Source organism: Blastocatellia bacterium (assembly GCA_035275065.1).
In the GTDB taxonomy this organism is placed as follows: Bacteria; Acidobacteriota; Blastocatellia; order UBA7656; family UBA7656; genus DATENM01.
Map to the genome: position 1 here is coordinate 12831 of DATENM010000090.1, position 19391 is coordinate 32221.

Here is a 19391-nt window from a genome sequence, read left to right on the forward strand (position 1 = left end):
ACTATAAACATCACGCTCCTAACGGAGCTGTCTTTTCAGACTCGCTCTCAGGCCGGCGACTCGATGCGCTTGAGCAGGGCTTTGTATCTCGGCTCGTTCCGCAGGGCGTCGAGGCGCGGGTCATATCGGAGATAAGCAATCCATACCGAGCGGTCTTCGTAGGCTTTCGCCAGCCATTCAAAGGCGCGGTCATTGTCGCCGAGACAGGCATAGAGCACAGCGACGAGATAGGGCGCAACCGCGCCGCCATCGAGTCGGCCTTTGAGCAGGTTGAGCGACTGTCGCCGAAAGCCGTTCATCCCGCCTTTTTCATAAGCGCGCTGCAATTCATCTAACGCCTTCGGCGCGCCGCCGCCGAGCGCCCTGGCGCGCAACGCTTCTTCGATAGACGCGCGGTAAAGCTGCTTCTGCTCGTAAGCCAGCGACAGGAATTCATGCGCCGCCGCGAAATTCGGGTCCATCTCCAGCGCCTTGCGGAACTGCTCGATAGCTTCATCATAGCGCCGGTCGAGATAAAGCAGCTCGGCAAGCGTCGTGCTGATGCGCAGCGATAGCGGATCAAGCTCCTGGGCGAGTTGAAGCTCGCGGATGGCTTCAGGGAGGCGGCCCACCGCTGACAGGTAACGGCCATAGTAATGATGCGCGATGGCGTAATTGGGATCGAGCTCGATAGCGCGCTTGAACTCGCGCTCGGCCTCCGGCCAGTTCCACTCATGGCGGAATAGCACGAGGGCAAGCGCGCTGTGTGCTTCAGCCAGCCGATCATCTATCTCCAGGGCGCGCCGCGCCGCCGCCTTGGCTCTGGCCATCGCCTCTCTTTGCACTGGCGTGTCGTAGCGATAGCCGAGCAGCGCGTACGCATCCGCGAGCCCCGCGTAGGCCGGGCCGAAGCCGGCGTCCTGCGCGATGGCTTGCTCGAAGTACTCGACGCCTTTTTCAATATCTTTCGTGGCGCTGCGATTCCAGAAATAGCGGCCTTTCAAGTAGAGCTGGTAGGCTTCGACATTCTCGGTGTAGCGGCGGGTCAGTTGGCGGCGCTCGTCACTGGTCAGGCTCAACATCAAGGTCGCGGCGACCTTCTCAGAGATCACGTCTTGCACGCTGAAGATGTTGGTGAAGTTCTCGTCGAACGACCGCGCCCACAGCGATGCGCCATTGCTGACGCGTAAGAGCTGCACGGTAACGCGCACCTTGTCGCCGGCCATCTGCACCTTGCCTTCGAGCACCGAATCGACGTTCAGCTCGCGCCCGGCGGTTAAGGCGTCGGTGGCGCGCCCGTACTTGATGACGGCACTGGTCGGGCTGACGGCAATCTGCCGCGTGTCGCTGAGCCGCGTGATCAAGGCGTCGGCCATCCCCAGCCCGAGATAATCATCCGGCTCGGCGCTCAACGAAGTGAACGGCAGGATGGCGATTGAATGAATCCCCGCTGAGCCGTTTGATTTGCCCGCCGTTCGCAAAAGATAAGCCGTGCCGGCGAGGCCGCAAACCACCGCGACGATCAGCAGACGCCGGGCCAGCGTCCAGGCGCGCGACCGGCCCGCAAGCGCCGGGGTGACGACGCGGCGGCGCGGCGGCGCGGGGTCGGCTGCCTGCGCGTCGAAGGCGATTTCCTCATGACGCTGCGCCTCGATGACCGTATCAACCTCGCTCTCGCGGGTCTCGGTCACGTCCTCGCGGATTTCGATGGCGTCGGCAACGAAGCTATAGCCGCGCTTGGGCACGGTCTTGATGATCTTGTTGCCTTGCGCGTCGCCGCCGAGCGCTCTTCTCAACAGAAAGATATTCTGCGACAGGCTGCCTTCTTCGACGAAGCTCTCAGGCCACAGGCAGGCGATCATCTCTTCTTTGGTGACCGTGCGGCCACGGTTCTCGACCAGCAGGAGCAGTGTGTCAAAGACCTTGGGCGTCAGCGGCACCGGCTCGTTGTCGCGCAACAAGACGCGCTCTACGGCGTCCACGCGGAACGGCGCGAAATCATAAAAGTGCTTTGCATACTTCGTCATAGCGGCTGTGAGAACTTTGTAAGAACTTTTTGAGCGCTTTCTAAAGACTGCCCGCTCCGTGTTCAGGTATGGTCTGGTGCGTGGAAGGCGGCCATCAAAACGCGCGCGAAAATCAACCTGAGCGCAAGCTTAATTCTAAAGAAATGGAGCGCGTTCCCGCAATACTTATTGCCCGGAGCGCGGCAGTTGCAGTCTAATGGTTGCGAGGTTATCCGATGAAAAGAAGTTTGCCAATGATCCTTTTGCTGTTGACGCTGGCGGCGCTCGGCGGCGCGCAAGACCGCGCGCCCGCATCAGCCGCGCGCCCCGCTGCGGCGCAAGCCGGCGAAGCCGCGCCGACGGTTGACCAGATACTCGACCGCTACGTGCAGGCGCTCGGCGGCAAAGCGGCGTTGCAGCGCCTGTCGCGCCGCGTCATCAAGGGGACGTTCAGCAGCGCCGAGCTCCAAGCCGAGGGCACGTTCGAGATTGATGCCAAAGCGCCGAATAAACAGTTCACCATTTTGCAGTCCCCCAGCTTTGGCACCTACCGGCAGGGCTTCAACGGCACGACCGCCTGGCAACAACAGCCCCGCGATGACGAGGCCGAAGCCATGCCGGGATTCCAGAAGCGCGAAGCCGACTTCTACCTGCCCATCAAGTTTCATGAGCTGTTCCCGAAGCTAACCCTCGTCGGCAAACAGAAGGTCGGCACGCGCCAGGCTTACGCGCTCGAAGCGCCGCGTGTCGGGAATCCCAAACGCTGGTACTTCGACACCGAAAGCGGCCTGCTCATCCGTAGCGAAAGCCGCACGCCCGATGGCCAGGTCACCGAGAGCGAAGACTTTGACGATTACCGAACGGTGGACGGCGTCAAGCTGCCTTTCAGCATCCGCCGCCTTGATGACGGAGGCACGACGCTCCGGCTCAAAGTCACGGAGGTCAAGCACGACGCCGAGATTGACGACGCGAAGTTTGAAAACCCTGCCGGTTCGCCGAAGAAAAACGGCGCGGCAACAGAGACCGCCATCACAGAGACGCCGCAGTCGCTCAGAGAACGCACCTTCGAGATCGTCTGGCGCACCGTCAACGACAAGCATTTCGACCCCAACCACAACGGCGTGGACTGGGCGAAGATGCGCGAGCAGTACGCGCCGCGCATCCGGGCCGCGAAAAACGATGAAGAGTTTTACAAGCTGCTCAACCAGATGCTCGGCGAGCTGCACCAGTCACACCACTGGGTGATGGCGCCGCAGATGCTCAAAGGCATGCAGGAGAGCCATGCGAGCGTCGGCATCAAGTACCAGCTCATCGGCGGGCAGGTGCTGGTCACGCGGGTCGAGGCGGATTCGGCGGCGGCGCGCGCCGGCCTGCGACCGGGATTCGTCATCAAGCAGGTTGATGACACCCTTGTCGAGAAAGTGATTGCCGCAAGCTCAGGCCAGGGTCAGACGCTCGCGCAGGCCAGCGAATCGGTCGCCGACCAGATTGAGGATGTGCTCGCGGGCAAAGCCGGCACCGCAGTCCGCATGGTTTATCTGGACGAACGCGACAACGCGCACGAGGTCACGATGGTGCGCGACAAAGACAAAGGCGAGATGGTGCTGATCGAAGGGTTGCCCCTGTACGCCGAAATGGAAACGAAGCGCCTGACGGGCGGCATCGGCTACCTGCGCTTCAGTCAATTTCTGCCGAAGCTCAAGCAGCCGATTCACGAAGCGATGCTGGCAATGGGCGATGCGCCGGGGATCATCATCGATCTGCGCGGCAACGGCGGCGGCGACGACAGGATTGGCCTGGAGATGGCCGCTCATCTCTTCGCGCAACCGACGGTCTTCAACGTGATGCGGACGCGGCAAGGCATCAAGAACGTCAGCGTCCAGCCGGAAGCGAAGACCTATGCCGGCCCGGTCGTCATTCTGGTGGATGAGGGAAGCGGCTCGGCGAGCGAGCAGTTCGCGGCGCCGATGCAGGAGCTTGGCCGCGCCGTCATTGTCGGTGTGCGCACCGCCGCCGCCGATCTCGACGCCGACATGAAGCGGTTGCCGACGGGCGCAACACTGCTCTACGCCTTCGCCGAATGTCGGACGCCGAAGGGCGTCGTCATCGAAGGGCGCGGCGTCATCCCTGATGTCGAAGTGAAGCTGACGCGCGCCACGCTCTTGCGGGGCGGCGATCCGCAGCTTGAAGCGGCGATCAGTCAGATACAAAAGCTGGCGCGCAAATCAGCCGTGGCGCCGCAATAAAAGCGTGATAGGGTTCCGCCACCAAAACTTTATGAAGATGAATCCGCGTCTGCTACTCGTCGTTTTACTTCTCGGATTGGCGCCCGCCGTTTCGGCGCGGCAGGACGATAGACTGCTCGAATCCAGGCTTGGGCCGATCATCGAAAAGACGATGCGCGAAAACCGCATTCCCGGCCTGGCCATCGGCGTCGTGAAAAACGGCAAGCTGATTTACGCGAAAGGCTTTGGCGTCGCCCGGCTCAACACCAGCCGGGCGATCACGCCGGCCTCGCTCTTTCACATGGCCTCGGTCACCAAGCTCTTCGTGGCGACGGCAGTGATGCAGTTAGTCGAGCAGGGCAAGGTTGATCTCGACGCGCCGCTCGTCAAGTACCTGCCTTACTTTAAGCTGAATGACGCCCGTTACCCGCGCATCACGATTCGCCAGATGCTCAATCACACGTCGGGCATGCCCGATGCCATCAACTACAACTGGGATAAGCCGGAGTACGACGACGGGGCGCTGGAGAGGTACGTGCGCGGCCTCAGTCGTCTGCCGATGATCGGCGACCCCGGCGAGAAAAGCCGCTACAGCAACATCGCCTTTGAAGTGCTTGGCGATATGATCGCGAAAGTTTCGGGGATGAGTTTTGAAGACTACGTGCAGCGCCACATCCTCGCGCCGCTCGGCATGAAGCACAGCACGCTGCTCGTGCGTCAGGCTGACCCGCAGCTACTGACCGCGCCGCATGTCGCGCAGGGCGAACAGGTCGTCGTCAGCAAAATTTTCCCTTACAACCGCCCGCACGCGCCAAGCTCAACCCTCTATTCAAACATTGAAGATATGAGCCGCTGGGCAATCGCCAACCTCAACCGCGGCGAGCTTGATGGCAAGCGGATACTGAAAGCCTCGACCTATGACGTGATGTGGAAGCCTTCAGCCGCCATCGGCTCGAAGGGCACGACGAAGGTCGGCATCAGTTGGTTCGTGCATGAGATTCAAGGCCACCGCATCGTGATGCACTCGGGCGGCGACACGGGCTTCAACTCGTTCCTGATTCTCGCCCCCGACGACGGCGTTGCGGTCGTCGCCATGAGCAACTACGAGGCAGACTCAGAGTGCTTCGTTTGTGACCTGTCGGGGGCGGCGATGAAGCTGCTGCTCGGATTAGACCTGACGACGCCGGCAGCGAGTGACGCGGCCCAGCCGCTCGATACCTCGGTGCTCGGCACGGTGACAACAGAGCAGGTGCTTGAAAAGTATGTCGAGGCGCTCGGCGGCAGAGCGGCGCTCGATCATATCACCAGCCGCGTCGAGAAAGGCCGCTTCGAAACCGTCGCCACGGCGCTCAGCGGAGAGGTCGTCATCTACGGCAAAGCGCCGAACAAGCGACTGATCAGGTTTACCGTGCCGGGACAGATCGAGATGACCGAAGCCTTCGATGGCGCGGCGGGCTGGAAGCAAGTCCCCGATGAGGAGCTGGCCGAAATGGGCGGCGCGGAGCTGGCGCAGGCGCGGCGCGATGCCGCCTTCGATCAACCGCTCAGACTCCGCGAGCTGTATCCGAAGATCAGCCTCAAAGGCCGAGTGACCATGAATGGCCGCGCCGCCTACCTGCTCGAAGCGCCGCGCAATGCCCGGCCCAGGCGCTGGTACTTTGACACGACGACCGGCCTACTGCTGCGCGTCGAGGAATGGAACGCCAAAGGCAAGCTGGAGCGCGCCGAAGATTATGACGATTACCGCGCGGTGGACGGCGTCAAGATTCCCTTCGCCATCGGCATCACCGACGAAGAGCGGTTCAACATCAAGCTGGACGAAGTCAAACACAACCTGCCGATTGACGATGGCCTATTCGATAAGCCCGGCGCTAAGCCCATCCGGCAATAGCGCCGCCCGTGGCCCAGAGCCATTCAGTTCTCGACATTGATAAAGATGAGTTAAACACAGAGACACAGAGACACGGAGGCACACAGAGGAGTCCTCCGTGCCTCCATACCTCTGTGTCTCTGTGTTTTTCTTTCATTCCTGTTTTGCAGAACTGAATGGCCCTGCCGTGGCCACCCTTCCTATAAAAAACTGCTCCTGTCGCTGTGTCCTGATGGCCGTGGTCGGAGTAAACTGATTGGAGAAGCGCTCTGGCCGCAGCAAGCCCGAGCAAAAAATGGAACCGATGTGGGCGCGCAGGACTTATTATGATGGCAGAGACAAAGGAGCATTGAGCATGAAGCGAACCTTGAGCGCCATCTTTCTGTCCGTGATCTTCGCCACACTCCTCGCGCTTGCCAGCCCGGCACAGGAGCCGACAACCAGACCGGCCAGGCCGCGCACACAGCGCCCGGCGCAGAAGACGGAGGCCGAACCGCCGGCGCCGGCGGATGCCGTGGCCGAAGCACCCACTTCCGACGAGCAGATGCGCCGCACGCTCGTGAGTCTGACGGCGCAGATTGATGCGCTTAACGCCGAGATCAAGCTGCTGCGGCGCGCCACTGACCGCAATTCGCTGGGGCTGGAGTTGTTGCTTTCAGAAGAGCGGCTGGCGAAGATCGAAGACAAGCTCGACCAGGCGACGCAGCGCAAAATCGAGCTCGACGCGCGCGAGGCCGAGATTCAGCGCCGGCAGAAGAACATTCAGCAAGAGGTCACCATGCGCGGCTTTCTGCGGCGCGACGAAGGCGAAGCGGCGTTGCGCGCCGAATACCAGCGCGCCTTAGACGACACGCGCAGCCAGCAACAGCAGGCGCAGCAGCGCATCGCCGAGTTGCAAACCCAGGTCACGCAACTGCGCGCCCGCACCGAAACGCTGCGCCGCCGCCTCGAACGCCTCGAAGGGCGCGAAGAGACCAGCGACGTGAAGCAGTAAGCAGGAGGCAGGAAGCAGTTGAAATACGAAAGGCAGCAGGTCGGTGAACTTCGCACCGTCGCCTGCTGCCTTCTGCATTTATCCCGCTGTGTTGGCTGCCTCCTGCTTCCTGCTTCCTGCCTCCTGGCTCCTGCCCTACGGCGTCACCACCAGCTTGATCGGCACGTCGAGTTGCGGACGGGTGGTGTCGGTCGTTTCGATGTGCAGCGTGCCGATGTAGGTCGCCGGTTTCGGCAGCCGTGTCGGATCGAGTCGCAAGCGAATCAGGTAGTTGCTGCCGTCAACGATGGTCTGCGAATCCACCTGCAAGAATTCGAGCGACGACTTTAGCGATTTGATCTGAAAGCTGCCGACCTGCTTGCGAATGCCGAGCCGGCTGAACAGCGTTCCCCCCGCCTGCAACTTCGCAAAAGAGACTTCGCCGAAATCGACCTGCCGCGGCGTGGTCACCAAATTCTCAGCCTGTGTCCTGGTCGTGACTTGCAGCTTCAACTCTTCGCCGCCTTCGACTTTGACGACCAGCGGCAGCACGCGCGATGCCGCATTGGCAGACGGCTCGGCGGTCACCTCCAACAGATAGCCGTCGCCGTGGCTTTCGCGCGACAGCTTGTAGCCGTCGCCTGTGGTCGTGAGATTGACGCTCTGGCCCGGTTGGGCGGGGCGAATGCGCAGCAGAAGCGGCAGCCGCTCTCCGGCTTCGAGCGGGATGATAGGCCGCGCCGCCGGCCAGACAATGAAGGCGCCGACCTGCTCGCCGTGCTCAATGTCGGCATTGCTCAGACGATTGACGAAGGCCGGCAGCGGCTTGACGGTTGCCGCCATCGTGACCTTGATGATGCGGTGTTTCGGGTCGTTGGTCTGCAACTCGTACGACTGCTCGATGGGACCGGGCTCAAGGTCTTTGGTTCGGATACGGATGCGAATGACGCCAGCCTGACCAGGCTGAAGGACTTTATCGAAGTAAAAGTCCGCGGGCGGGCATCAGCTCGGCGCCGCCCGGCGCAGCGCCACAGGCTTCAGCGCAAGCCGGCTGCCGCCATACAACGCCGCCCGCATCAACTGAGTCGCGGGCTCCGCCTGACCGGTGAGCGATTTCTGTTGCATCTCTAGCGGCGCGTCACCGTCATTGCGCACGGCGAAGGTCTGCTCGATCTCTTCGCCGGCGAAGACATCGCCGAAATCGCGCCGCGTCATGCTCATATAGACGAACGGCGCGCTCGGCACTGCGGCCAGCGCCACGGGCATCAAAGGCACCGCCAGACAAAGCACCGCAAAGATGATCAGCAGCCGGCGCGCAACGGCCTGCGTGCGTGGATGAATAGATGTTTTTGCCATGATGAGAAAGAGAAATGCTAACGGTCGGCTGCGGGGATTTCAAGGGCGGCCCGGGCGCGGCGGCGGCCCGCGGCGACAAAGATCAATAGCCCGACGATGTTGGTCACGACGATCAGTCCCGATATTTTCACCGCAAAGCTGACGCGGCTTTCGACCTCGATGATGGGAACGATGGAAAGCGCGACGTAGAGCAGGGTCATCAACCCGCCGGATAACGCGCATAGCTTCAGCCACCAGGGCCGCGGCGCATCGCTATCGCGCAAGCCGAGCAGCGGCAGGGCGAACATCGCCAGGTAGGTCAGCGCGTAGAACACCCCCGACGCATTCCACAATAACTGAAACGCTTCTTGCTTACCGACGCCGATCAGTCCGAGGACGCCCAGCACGAGCGTTGCCGCGCCGACGAAGAGGATCGAATTGACCGGCGTTCGATAGCGGGCGTGCAATCGCGTGAACCATTCCGGCAACAAACGATCCCAGCCGGCCACCATCGGCAGCCGCGTGTTGCCTGTGAACATCACGCTCGATTGCGCCACCCGTATGCAGAGCATGGCGACTATGGCGAGCGGCACGATGGCCGCCGCGAAGCTCAACGAGCGAAAGCCTTCGCTCAAGACCTGCGGGATGGGCGCGATCAAATCGATGCGGTCCTGCGGGATCAGCGTCAGGACGGAGTTCGTCCCCAGGATGAACATCACGGCGATGATGGGCGCCGCCAACATAACCGAGCGACTGATGGCGCGCACAGGGTCGCGGCACTCGCCCGCATGGATGGCGACATACTCGAAACCGCCGAGCGCCCCGAATCCCATCTTGCCGAGCAGATTAAAGCTCATCAGCGAGAGCATCGGCATTTCAATTCTGAGCCCGTGGCCATCGCCCGCCGCGCCGCCCCCTCTGTGCAAGAGTGGCAGGATCAGGACAGCGGCAAAGGTCAAGAGCATCAGCACGCCGCCGGCCTTATGAACCCACTTGCCGACGCTGAGGCCGACCGTCGCAAGGACGACCAGCAAGGCGATGGCCGCCGTGCTGACCAGGCCGATAAACCAGCGGCTCGCCGTCAGCCATTCGCCTTCGGGGCCGATCACATAGCGGACGTATTGCGTCACTTGCAGGCCGATCTCGGAGGTGTTCAAGATGGCGAACAGCCACAGGTTCCAGGCCACCAGGAATCCGATCAGCTCGTTGAAGCCGAGCTTGGCCCATTGATACAGCCCGCCTTCGAGCGGCATGACGCGGTTGAGATAGATGACCACGACCGCCGACGGAATGTAGAAGAACAGCATGGCCAGCAGCCACAAGACGACATGCGACGGGCCTTGCTTGGCGGCGACGCCGATCCACGGCAATCCGACGATGAACAAGATCTGGGTGAGCGCCAGGTCTGTGAGGCCAAGCTCTTTTTTGAAGACGGCGCTGCGCGCGACGACGCGGTCTTCTTCGCGCTGAAACTCCGTAGCCGGACTGATATTCTTTTCCGTCTTCATCTACTCCCCCGGCTGAATCATCAGCATTCGCGGTCAGCGGCCCTGCGCTTGTTCGCGCAGCTTCTTTTCGTCCACGCCCGACTGCTTCGCCGCCAGCCGGTTGAACAAGCGCTCCGGCAGCCAGCGCTTGGCCCTGAGCGCCAACCGCGCATGGCGCGGCGCTGCGTAGCGCGGGCGCGGGCGGTCGAGCGTCAGGGCTTTCAGCACCAGCTCGGCGATGTCGTCGGGGCGGCCCGCCATCTTGCGCATGCGCTGATAGCCTTCGGCGAAGCCTTCAAAGAACGGCTTGTACGGGCTGTCCTGTTCGATCACGTCGCGGGCGCGCTCGTTGGCGACGCCTAAGAACTCTGTGACGATGAAGCCCGGCTCGATGACCACCACCTTGATGCCGAAAGGCGCCAGCTCGCCGCGCAGGCCGTCGGAAATGGCTTCCAGAGCGTGTTTCGTGGCGTCATAGATGCTCGACAGCGGGCGCGCAATGCGCCCGGCGACCGAGCTGATGTTGACGATGCGCCCGCTCGCCTGCCGCCTCATGACCGGGATCACCAGTTGCGTCAGCGCGATCAGCGAGAAGAGGTTGGTCTCGAAATTCTCGCGAATGGCTTCGACCGGCACCATCTCGATTGGGCCGCGCTGCCCGTAGCCGGCGTTGTTGACGAGCGCGTCAATGCGACCAAAGGCGGCGAGCGTTTCACTCACCAGGCGCTCGCGGCCCGCGGCGTCGGTGATGTCGGCGGCGATGGCCAGCGCCCGCCCGCCGGCAGCTTCAATCTCGCCTTTCAATTGATCGAGCCGCTCTTTGCGCCGCGCCGCCAGCACGATGATTGCGCCCTGTCGCGCCAGCATCCTGGCGCTGGCTTCGCCGATGCCTGCCGACGCGCCGGTGATGATGACTACCTGATCTTGCAGTTTATTCATCCAACCCGTCCTCCGCGTTTCAAAGGTAGTGGCGGATCATCTTGCGCCAGCTCGGCCAGTCGTGAATCAATTCGCCGCCCCAATCGTCGAGGCTGTGCGGAATGGCGCGCTCGGTCAAGACGCGCGACATATCATAGGTGCGCTCACGACAGATGCCGAGGTCGCGGTCGCTGGTGACCAGGAAAATCTCCATGCGGCGAATCTGTGATAAATACCACTCGTCGCTCAAGCCGCTCATATAAGCGACGGGGCAGTTGTAATAGGCGTCCTGGTCATAGTAGCCGTCGAGCAAACGCTGGACGCGATACGAGCCGCTTAGCCCCACGGTCTTGCGCACCAGGCCGGGATGCTTGAAGGCGAGGTTGACCGCCAGGTAGGCGCCGAAGCTGACGCCGGCGGTGATGAAATAATCGTTGCGGTTGCGCGAGCGGATGAACGGCACGACTTCGCTCAGCACGTAGTCTTCCCAGACGTTGTGGCGGCGGACGCGCTCGCGCGGCGGTATCTGGTCGTTATACCACGAGTCGGCGCAATGACTATCGACGCCGAAAAGCTGGATGTGGCCGGCGTCGAGCTTATCGGCCAGCGTCTCGACCATCAGAAAGTCTTTCCACTCGTAATAATGGCCCCACGAGCTTGGGCAGACGATGACCGGCGCGCCGGCGTGACCATGAACCAGCACGTCCATGTCTCGCCCCATGCGGTGGCTGTACCACTTGACGTGTTCTTCGTTGGGCATGCTTCTTTTAAGAAGTCAGGAGTCAGGAGTCAGGAGTCAGAATGAATAAGGGAGTCGGCTATCGCCTCTGCTTTTATTCTGACTTCTGACTCCTGACTCCTGACTTCTTCCTCTCAAAACTTCTCGCTCAGGTAATAACGCAACATGGCGCGCCAGGTCGGCCAGTCGTGCGGCATGTCGTAGCCCCACAAGGCCAGCTCGTAGGTGATGCCCTTGTTATAAAGGATGCCGGCGAGGCGGCGCGAAGCGTCCGGGTTTTCGTAATTGCCCTGACCGGTGACGATGTGAATGTGCCGCTTCTGTTGCAGCAGCCAGAGGTCGTGGCCGCCGAGGTTCGGCAGGTAATCGACAGGGTTGTTGTAATAGACGTTGTCGTCGTAATAGTCGCCGTCGTAATAGCCGCGAATATCATACGCGCCGCTCATGGCGATCATACCGTCGAAGAGGTCGGGGCGGCGAAAGAGTTGATTGGCGCAGTGAAACGCGCCGAGGCTGGCGCCCGCCGTGATGATGCCAACACGGCCGCGGCAACTGTTCCAGATGTAGGGCACGACTTCGCGGCTGATGTACTGGTTGTACTGTGCCTGGCGAATGCCTTTGTCATGCGGATGCACCTGATCGTTCAGCCAGGAATCACGGTTGATCGAGTTGATCGAGAAGACCTTGACGCGGCCCGCCTCAATCAAGTCCCGGATGGCATCAATCAGTTGGAACCTTTCATACTCTAGAAAGTCAGCGGCAGCGGTCGGGAACAGCAACAAAGGGAAGCCGTAGTCTCCATACGTGACAATCTCCATCTGGCGGTTCAGGCTAGGGCTGCGCCAGACATCTATAACTCTCTGCATGAATCTTTCCTTTCGCGTCTAACTTGGGTGAATCGCGAGCAGCTTGCAATGGAGCCTGACAAGCAAGCCTGTACGCTACCCATATCCGGCGGTATTTTCAAGTCAGACGATGCGAAAGGTGACGCGGCGATGGGGCGACAGGGCGACGCGGCGATGGGGCGACAGGGGGAAGAAACGGGGCGATGAGATTCGGTGTTGTTCCTCCGCCCCATCGCCCTATCGCTTTGTCGCCCCATCGCCGCGTCGTATGCTCATTCCTTGCTGACGCGGTTGAAGTGGATTAGAGTGCGCCGGGCGGCGCGGCTTTCCAGCTCGAAGCTAGCGTCTTTGCTCGACTGGTTCTCGACCAGCCGGTAAGCGCCCTGGTCGCCGGTCGCCGCGTTCGCGCCTTCGACGCGCGCCAGATAAGCCTCGGCGTCGCCGCGCGCAACCTCTTGCGACTGTCGCTCGGTGGCGCTGACCGCTTGCAGCGCGTATGACTTCAGCACCTTCGGCCAGTAGGCTTGAAAGAGCCTGTGATTGGCGAAGACATCGGCAGAGATGATGCGGCCATTGATTGCCGCAACCACGCCGACAATGTTTGCGGCTTGCATCCTGTTTTTAAAAGCGCGCTCGTAATCGTCCAGCTTGCGGTTCACATGCTTGTCTTTGTAGACGCTCTTGAGATCGCCGGTATCGCTGCTCACGCCGTTGACCTCAACGGTTTCAGAAACCTTAGCCCAGACATCCGCCTGGCTCTTGCTGGCCTGCGCCTTCTCGCGCACCACCGGCATGGCGATGACGCCGGAGGCCACACCACCCGGAGCGCCGCCGGCTACGTAGCCGTGGCCCGCCGCGACGCCGCCGCCCGCGCCTCTGCCGATGCCGCCGCCCTGGCCTCTACGTTGCCGCTGACTGATGCGGCTCTCCCTCAGGCTTCCCTCGCCGTCGCCGCGGCTCTGACCGAAGCTCTCGCTGCCCGACCACCTGCCGTGCTCGACGCAGAAGACATCAATCGGCACCGGCCTGGCCGTCGCTTCAATGACGCAGTCGTGGCCGACGATGCGGTCCTGCTTGCCGCCAACGATCATCTCGCCGGCAATCAGGATCAGCTTCTTGCCGGAGCGGTTGGTCAGCGCCAGCCGGTTGACTTCGGCATCATCATCGCTCCGTCGGTGGGCGCGCAGGCGGTGCGCGCGCCCGTCGCCGCCCAGTTCGGTGATGATGACTTTGCCGCTGCGCAAGCCTTCGTCGAGGGTGATGAAGTCGTCAACGCTCGCGGCCTGCTCGGAAAGCACCGGAAAGACGGTCAGGTTGTCAAAGCTTGCGGGCGAGCCGACGCGCCAGTCTTGATGCGCCGCGGCGGCGGCCTGCCGCGCCGGTCTGCTTGTTTTAACCGTGCGGTGACGCGACGTACCGGCCAGCGCCAGCGCGACCAGCAGAACGCTCGCCAGGAGAGCAGCCAGTGTTTTCATGTGAGACTCCTTGTGGATGAGGGTCGGAGCCGGGCTGGGGAATTCGTGTCAGCGGGAGAACGCCATAAGCCGGCGGGCCTTGCACAATTCTCAGCTCCGGCGGCGCTCTGTGATGTTTAGACGCGCAATTGGCGGATTGGTTCCATAAAGAAGGAGGCAGGAGGCAGGAAGCAGGAGGCGGAAGCGGGAAGCAGGAGGCAGGAGGCAGGAGGCAGTTATGGTTCTTCGTTACCTGCTGCTGACCGTCAAGACCATTCGTATGTTCTCTTGACTGCCTCCTGCTTCCTGCCTCCTGCCTCCTTCTTTTATCTGATCGGGCGGCACTTCCAGTAATAGTTGGTGAAGCCTTCGGCTTCGTACATGCGGCGGAAGGTCATCTCGACCCTTTGCTCGATACGCACCTCTGCCGGGTTGCGGTCGGTCATCTGCAAGTAGGCGCGCCCGCCGCCCTCGAAATCAACGACCGTCATCACCGTCGGCGGGTCGGGGTCGGCATTGAGAAAATCTACGGTGAAGGTAAAGACCGCGGCTTGCTTATCCGCAAGCCGCAAGGTTTCAAACTGGTCCCGCGCCTGACAGGCGATGCAGAGTCGCTGGCGCGGGTATTGCACCTTGCCGCAGTTCAAGCAGCGGTGGCCATAGAAGCGATAGATGTCGTCGCGGTTGCGCCAGATTTGCGTCGCCGACGCCGAAGGCATCTGGCGGCGCGGCGCTTCGGTCTCGACCAGCTCGCGAAATTTCATGTAGCGCTCATAACTTTCAAGGCTCGCCTTCGACACCAGGTAGCCGCGCACGCCGCGCCGCGCCACTGCCTGTTCGCGCGCGATCTCTTCGGTCACTTCAAACAACAAGGCGTCGGCGCCTGAGCCGTAACCGACCACGAGCAGCTTGTCGCCGGCCTCGGCCTGCTCAAGGACCGACGACAGGACGAGCGCCGGCATCGCCGCGCCGCTGTTGCCGACCGACGTGAGCAGGTGGTCGGGGATCTGTTCGGCCTTGAGCCCCAGCCCCTTCGCAACGCCGGCCAGCGAGCCAGGATCGGGCGCATAAAAGATGGCTTTGGAGATTTCGGCGGGGCCGATGCCTGTGCGCTCGAACAGCTCGCTGACCGTCTGCCGCACCACGCGCTGATAGCCTTGCGTGATGGCAAAGCGTTCTTCCCAGCCGGCGACGAACGGCTCGCCCGGCTTGCGCCAGAGGTCTGTCATTTCGTCAACCGTCGAATGCGCGGCGAGCAGATTGGCGATGACGCCATCGCGCCCGACTTCTATCGCCGCCGCCGCATCACCGAACAGGCGTTCATTCATTGAGCGTGGCGCGCCGAGCCGCGTGTCGGCAGCCGTGACGATGATGCGCGAAGCCGACCCGGCGGCAACCGTATCGAGCGCCGCATTGAGCGCCGAGGTCGCCGCCCGCAGCGAGCTGGTGTGATCTGCGCTACGCACGTCGTGGCGCAGGTCTGTGACCGTGGCGACGAGCGCCGACGCCTGCTTTTCGGCGTAAGGCGAAGTCGTGCTGGCGAAGATCAAGCCGTCCACGTCGCCGGCCGCGCGCCCGGCGAGCAGATCGCGCACGGCTTCGACGGCCATGGTGATCGAGTCCTCGTCGGCGGCGGCGACGGCACGCTCCGCGTCGCCGGCGCGACCGCCCCAGGCGCGGGCGATGTCTTTGTGAGTGAGCCGGTAATAAGGAATGTATGCGCCGAATCGAGTGATGCCTGCCATAGTTTTCTCCGCGCGTGTTATACCGGAGCGCTTCGGAAGGCGTCAAGCAAACGCGCAGTCGGGCAGCACAGGTGGACGGCTGTAGCGCACGGCGGTTAGCTTGCGCACTGGCTCGCGCAATCTGTTAGATGGCGCTACAGGGCAACCGCAATCGATAACGGCTCCAAAGAATACCGGGGCGAAAGTTTTACACAAAGCGCGGGCGATAAATCGCCGTGTGCCGCACTCGCTGGACAATGCGCTCGCCGGTCGTTACAGGTAGTAGCGCGTCAGCCACTCAGCGACCAGCGCCGGTTTCTGGCCGCCTTCGATCTCGACCGTGACGGCGACCGTAAGCTGGGCGCCGCCCGCGACGTCTTCGACCGCCTGCAAGGTGAAGCGCGCGCGGACGCGTGACCCCGAAGGCACAGGCGAAACGAAGCGCAGGCGGTTCAAGCCATAGTTGATCCCCATCTTGATACTGCCCTGCACGCGGTAGGCTTGCGCCGCCAGGTGCGGTAACAGCGACAGCGTCAGGAAGCCGTGCGCGATGGTGCCGCCGAATGGCGAGTCGGTTTTGGCGCGCTCGGCGTCGATGTGAATCCACTGATGATCTTCGGTGGCGTCGGCAAAAGCGTTGATGCGCGCCTGCGTCACTTCGAACCAGTCGCTCGCGCCGATCTCTTCGCCGACGAGCGTCTTTAATTCTTCAATGCCGTTGATAGTTCGCGTTGCCATAGTCTCTCCTTAGTAGCGCAATCTAACGATTGCGCGAGTCGCTGCGCAATCTGTTAGATTGCGCTACTCCCGATTGAATACCGCCCTAGATGACGCCTTCGTGGCGAAAGCCGGCGATGTCATGCGCCGCAAAGCCAAGCTCTTGCAGCACCTCGTCTGTATGCTCGCCGAGTTGCGGGGCGCGGCGGCGTAGTTCGGCTGACGACCCGCCGAGCCGCACGGGCGTTGCCGCGATGGGAACCGGCACAGCGCCGCCGGGGTATTCAACCGCTTCGAGCAGACCGCGCGCCGCAACCTGCGGGTCGGCCAGCACTTCATCAAGATCATAGACCGGGCCGCAGGGGATGCGGGCGCGCTCAAGCTCGGCGAGCGCTTCGTCGCGCGTGCGCGCCGCGCACCACGCTTTCATCACCGCGTTGATGAGGTCGGCATGAGCGGCGCGCATGATGTCGTCTTTGCAGCGCGGGTCTTCGATCAAGTCTGCGCGGCCCACGAGCCGCGCCCAGCGGCGAAACATGTCATCACCGATGGTCGGCACCAGCAGCCAGCCGTCGCGCGCGCGATAAGCGTCGGCGGGCGCGGCGTAGTATCCTGTATTGCCCGACTGCTCGCGGCGAATCCCCGTCGCCTGGCGCTCGGCGAGCAGCGGCATCATGAACGTCACGCCGGTCGCCAGCAGCGAAACGTCTATGACCTGGCCGCGCCCGGTTTGTAAGCGATGATACAGAGCCGCCATCGCCCCGAAAGCGGCGTGCAGCGCCGTGCCGTAATCCACCCACGAGACGATGGAGCGCACGGGCGGGCCATCAGGAAAGCCGGTCAGGCTCATCGCGCCGCTCATCGCCTGCACGACGCCGTCGAAGCCGATACGGTCGCGGTATGGCCCGTCGGGGCCGAAGGCTGACGCGCGCACCAGGATGATCTCTTCTTTGATCTGCCGCAGGCGGTCGTAATCGAGCTTGAGCTTTCGCATCACGCCAATAGGCAGATTAACGATGACGATGTCGGCGCTGTGGACAAGGCGGCGGACAATTTCTTCAGCCACCGGGTGCGCGAGGTCGAGCGTCATGCCGCGCTTGTTGCGGTTGAGGTTCAAGAAGAGCCCGCCTTCGCCGCTGCCGGTGACCGGGCCGAGCCGACGGTCTTCGCCGCCCTCGCGCCGCTCGACGCGGATAACGTCGGCGCCGAAATCCGCAAGCAGCATGGCGCAGTAGGGCGCGGCGATGAAGCGCCCAAAATCGATGACGCGAATGCCTTCGAGCAGTCCGGGCATGTTGATCCTTTGCGGCGTATCGCGCAGCATCGTACCTGCTCGATGAAGCCGGCGCAAGCGCGCCGCCGCGCGCGGCGGCGCGCTTTGCCTGGCCGGCAGGCTTCGACTACAGTTGGGGAGGGTCGCAGATGAGCAATGCGAGAAATAGCACGGCGCCGGAGCTTTCGCTGAGAACGCGCGCGGCGAACCTTGAGCGCATGCGGCGTGAGCGGTTCGATGTCGTCGTGATCGGCGGCGGCGCGACCGGCGCGGGTGTGGCGCTCGACGCGGCGGCGCGTGGCCTGACGGTCGCGCTGGTCGAACAGCGTGACTTTGCCAGCGGCACCAGCTCGCGCTCGTCAAAGCTCATTCATGGGGGCCTCCGTTACCTTGAGCGCTTCGAGCTGGGGCTCGTCCGCGAAGGCTTGCGCGAGCGCGCGCGCTTGCGGAAAAACGCGCCGCACCTGAGCGCGCCGCTGCCGTTTCTGGTTCCAGTTTATAAAACCGGCGAACGTTCGCCGCTCGGCAACCGGGTGCTAAAACTGCGCGCCGGGCTGACGCTCTATGACGGCTTGGCGGGCCGGCAAAACTTCGCCCGCCATCGCTGGCTGCCGCCTGCCGAGGCGCTGACCTTTGCGCCGCACCTGTCAGCCGAGGGATTGCGCGGCGCCTTCCTCTATTACGATGGCCTGACCGACGACGCGCGACTGGTCATCGAGATCATCAAGACGGCAGCGGCGCACGGCGCAGTGGTCGCCAATTACGTCGCCGCCACCGGCTTCGTCGAGCGTGACGGCTACATCGCGGGCGTTGAAATCAGCGACCGCTTGAGCGGCGAGCGTTTGACCGCCGCCGCGCGAATTGTAATCAATGCCACAGGCGTCTGGGCCGATCAGGTCATCCGCATGAGCGATGCGGCGGCACCGAAAAGCTTGCGCCCATCGAAAGGCATTCACGCCGTGTTGCCTGCCGAGAAGTTGAGCAATCGGGCGGCGGTCTTGATCCCGTCGCTGGGCGAGCAGCGTTTTCTTTTCGTCATCCCGTGGCAGAATCGCACGGTGATCGGCACGACTGATACGGACTATGTCGGCCATCCCGAAGAGCCGCGGGCGACTGCCGCGGAAGTGCGCCGCGTTGTCGAATCGGCGGCGCGAAGTTTTCCCGACGCGGGCATCACGATGCGAGATGTCATCAGCACATTCGCCGGCTTGCGCCCGCTGGCCGCTGGCGGCGCGAGCGCGACCAAAGAGCTGTCGCGGCGCGAAACGATCATTGAAACGCAAGCAGGGATGATCTCGATCATCGGCGGCAAGCTGACAACGTGGCGGGCAATGGCCGAGCGCGCGGTTGACCTCGCCCTCAAGCGGCTGGCGGCGCACGCCCCTGCGCGCCTCACGTCAACGCACAGCCGCACCGCCGAGATCGAGCTGGCCGGCAGCGCACTTCTGACGGGTGACCTGGGCGCGGAAGCCGCCCGTCTCGCTGATGAGTATGCCGTGCCGCGGCAGACGGCTGAACACCTGCTGCAAAGTTATGGCGGCAACGGCGTCGCCGTGCTTGAGCTGACGCGCCGGCGCGAAGTGTTAAAGCGACGACTGATCGCCGACTTGCCGCACATCGAGGCCGAAACGGTTTATGCCGCGCGCCGCGAGATGACGGTCACGGTCGAAGATTTCTTAGCGCGCCGCACACGCATTCGATTGCTGGCGCGCGACGGCGGCGCCAGTTGTGTGGCGCGGGTCACACAGTTACTCGCAGAAGAAAACCAGGTGGTTTGACCCTTTAGAGCTTGATGTGGCGCAAGCTGTTAGACTGCGCAAAGACTCGCGCAAGCTAACAGCTTGCG

General features: G+C 62.6%; 15 protein-coding genes. 4 read left to right on the forward strand and 11 right to left on the reverse strand.

Annotated features, from left to right (window positions below):
- Nucleotides 1-47: 47 nt before the first annotated feature.
- Nucleotides 48-2006 carry a winged helix-turn-helix domain-containing protein gene (locus tag VJ464_20840; GenBank protein HKQ07585.1) on the reverse strand — a complete coding sequence of 653 codons (1959 nt, stop codon included), beginning with the start codon at nucleotides 2004-2006 and terminating at the stop codon, nucleotides 48-50.
- Nucleotides 2007-2221: 215 nt separating this feature from the next.
- On the opposite strand from VJ464_20840, the gene VJ464_20845 reads away from it, so the two are divergent.
- The 3 genes from VJ464_20845 to VJ464_20855 all read left to right on the forward strand — a co-directional run bounded on the left by VJ464_20845 (nucleotide 2222) and on the right by VJ464_20855 (nucleotide 7074).
- Nucleotides 2222-4231, forward strand: coding sequence for a S41 family peptidase (locus VJ464_20845; protein HKQ07586.1), 2010 nt, complete (start codon nucleotides 2222-2224; stop codon nucleotides 4229-4231).
- A 31-nt stretch (nucleotides 4232-4262) separates the two neighbouring features.
- Nucleotides 4263-6101 (forward strand): serine hydrolase, encoded by a 1839-nt coding sequence (locus VJ464_20850; protein ID HKQ07587.1) that lies wholly within the window; start codon nucleotides 4263-4265, stop codon nucleotides 6099-6101.
- Between the two features lie 334 nt (nucleotides 6102-6435).
- Nucleotides 6436-7074 (forward strand): hypothetical protein, encoded by a 639-nt coding sequence (locus VJ464_20855; GenBank protein ID HKQ07588.1) that lies wholly within the window; start codon nucleotides 6436-6438, stop codon nucleotides 7072-7074.
- A gap of 135 nt (nucleotides 7075-7209) precedes the next feature.
- Here the strand turns inward: VJ464_20855 and VJ464_20860 are convergent, their stop codons facing one another.
- The 10 genes from VJ464_20860 to VJ464_20905 all read right to left on the reverse strand — a co-directional run bounded on the left by VJ464_20860 (nucleotide 7210) and on the right by VJ464_20905 (nucleotide 17596).
- Nucleotides 7210-7938, reverse strand: coding sequence for a hypothetical protein (locus tag VJ464_20860; GenBank protein HKQ07589.1), 729 nt, complete (start codon nucleotides 7936-7938; stop codon nucleotides 7210-7212).
- A gap of 117 nt (nucleotides 7939-8055) precedes the next feature.
- Entirely contained in the window at nucleotides 8056-8409 is a 354-nt protein-coding gene (locus tag VJ464_20865; GenBank protein ID HKQ07590.1) for a hypothetical protein, read from the reverse strand.
- A gap of 17 nt (nucleotides 8410-8426) precedes the next feature.
- Nucleotides 8427-9896: an APC family permease gene (locus VJ464_20870; GenBank protein HKQ07591.1), complete on the reverse strand. Its 1470-nt coding sequence runs from the start codon at nucleotides 9894-9896 to the stop codon at nucleotides 8427-8429.
- A gap of 33 nt (nucleotides 9897-9929) precedes the next feature.
- Nucleotides 9930-10814, reverse strand: a complete 885-nt coding sequence (locus tag VJ464_20875) for an SDR family NAD(P)-dependent oxidoreductase (GenBank protein HKQ07592.1) — start codon at nucleotides 10812-10814, stop codon at nucleotides 9930-9932.
- Between the two features lie 19 nt (nucleotides 10815-10833).
- Nucleotides 10834-11553 (reverse strand): alpha/beta hydrolase-fold protein, encoded by a 720-nt coding sequence (locus VJ464_20880; protein HKQ07593.1) that lies wholly within the window; start codon nucleotides 11551-11553, stop codon nucleotides 10834-10836.
- Nucleotides 11554-11666: 113 nt separating this feature from the next.
- A complete protein-coding gene (locus tag VJ464_20885; GenBank protein ID HKQ07594.1) occupies nucleotides 11667-12398 on the reverse strand; it encodes an alpha/beta hydrolase-fold protein in 732 nt (243 codons plus the stop codon).
- 251 nt (nucleotides 12399-12649) lie between these two features.
- Complete coding sequence (locus VJ464_20890) at nucleotides 12650-13852, reverse strand: DUF6569 family protein (GenBank protein ID HKQ07595.1); 1203 nt, start codon at nucleotides 13850-13852, stop codon at nucleotides 12650-12652.
- A 305-nt stretch (nucleotides 13853-14157) separates the two neighbouring features.
- On the reverse strand, nucleotides 14158-15576 hold the full coding sequence (locus tag VJ464_20895; protein ID HKQ07596.1) for a 3-oxoacyl-[acyl-carrier-protein] synthase III C-terminal domain-containing protein: 1419 nt from the start codon (nucleotides 15574-15576) through the stop codon (nucleotides 14158-14160).
- A gap of 252 nt (nucleotides 15577-15828) precedes the next feature.
- A complete protein-coding gene (locus VJ464_20900; GenBank protein HKQ07597.1) occupies nucleotides 15829-16293 on the reverse strand; it encodes a MaoC family dehydratase in 465 nt (154 codons plus the stop codon).
- Between the two features lie 85 nt (nucleotides 16294-16378).
- Nucleotides 16379-17596 carry a CoA transferase gene (locus VJ464_20905; protein HKQ07598.1) on the reverse strand — a complete coding sequence of 406 codons (1218 nt, stop codon included), beginning with the start codon at nucleotides 17594-17596 and terminating at the stop codon, nucleotides 16379-16381.
- 98 nt (nucleotides 17597-17694) lie between these two features.
- Between VJ464_20905 and VJ464_20910 the strand changes: the two genes are divergently transcribed.
- Entirely contained in the window at nucleotides 17695-19323 is a 1629-nt protein-coding gene (locus VJ464_20910; GenBank protein ID HKQ07599.1) for a glycerol-3-phosphate dehydrogenase/oxidase, read from the forward strand.
- Nucleotides 19324-19391: the final 68 nt, after the last annotated feature.

What these genes read in the sequence shown, in the direction of transcription:
- VJ464_20855 (HKQ07588.1), top strand. Translation starts at nt 6,436, where the DNA reads ATGAAGCGAACCTTGAGCGCCATCTTTCTGTCCGTGATCTTCGCCACA.
- VJ464_20885 (HKQ07594.1), bottom strand. Translation starts at nt 12,398, where the DNA reads ATGCAGAGAGTTATAGATGTCTGGCGCAGCCCTAGCCTGAACCGCCAG.
- VJ464_20865 (HKQ07590.1), bottom strand. Translation starts at nt 8,409, where the DNA reads ATGGCAAAAACATCTATTCATCCACGCACGCAGGCCGTTGCGCGCCGG.
- VJ464_20875 (HKQ07592.1), bottom strand. Translation starts at nt 10,814, where the DNA reads ATGAATAAACTGCAAGATCAGGTAGTCATCATCACCGGCGCGTCGGCA.
- VJ464_20890 (HKQ07595.1), bottom strand. Translation starts at nt 13,852, where the DNA reads ATGAAAACACTGGCTGCTCTCCTGGCGAGCGTTCTGCTGGTCGCGCTG.
- VJ464_20880 (HKQ07593.1), bottom strand. Translation starts at nt 11,553, where the DNA reads ATGCCCAACGAAGAACACGTCAAGTGGTACAGCCACCGCATGGGGCGA.
- VJ464_20905 (HKQ07598.1), bottom strand. Translation starts at nt 17,596, where the DNA reads ATGCTGCGCGATACGCCGCAAAGGATCAACATGCCCGGACTGCTCGAA.
- VJ464_20840 (HKQ07585.1), bottom strand. Translation starts at nt 2,006, where the DNA reads ATGACGAAGTATGCAAAGCACTTTTATGATTTCGCGCCGTTCCGCGTG.
- VJ464_20900 (HKQ07597.1), bottom strand. Translation starts at nt 16,293, where the DNA reads ATGGCAACGCGAACTATCAACGGCATTGAAGAATTAAAGACGCTCGTC.
- VJ464_20910 (HKQ07599.1), top strand. Translation starts at nt 17,695, where the DNA reads ATGAGCAATGCGAGAAATAGCACGGCGCCGGAGCTTTCGCTGAGAACG.
- VJ464_20850 (HKQ07587.1), top strand. Translation starts at nt 4,263, where the DNA reads ATGAAGATGAATCCGCGTCTGCTACTCGTCGTTTTACTTCTCGGATTG.
- VJ464_20845 (HKQ07586.1), top strand. Translation starts at nt 2,222, where the DNA reads ATGAAAAGAAGTTTGCCAATGATCCTTTTGCTGTTGACGCTGGCGGCG.
- VJ464_20870 (HKQ07591.1), bottom strand. Translation starts at nt 9,896, where the DNA reads ATGAAGACGGAAAAGAATATCAGTCCGGCTACGGAGTTTCAGCGCGAA.
- VJ464_20895 (HKQ07596.1), bottom strand. Translation starts at nt 15,576, where the DNA reads ATGGCAGGCATCACTCGATTCGGCGCATACATTCCTTATTACCGGCTC.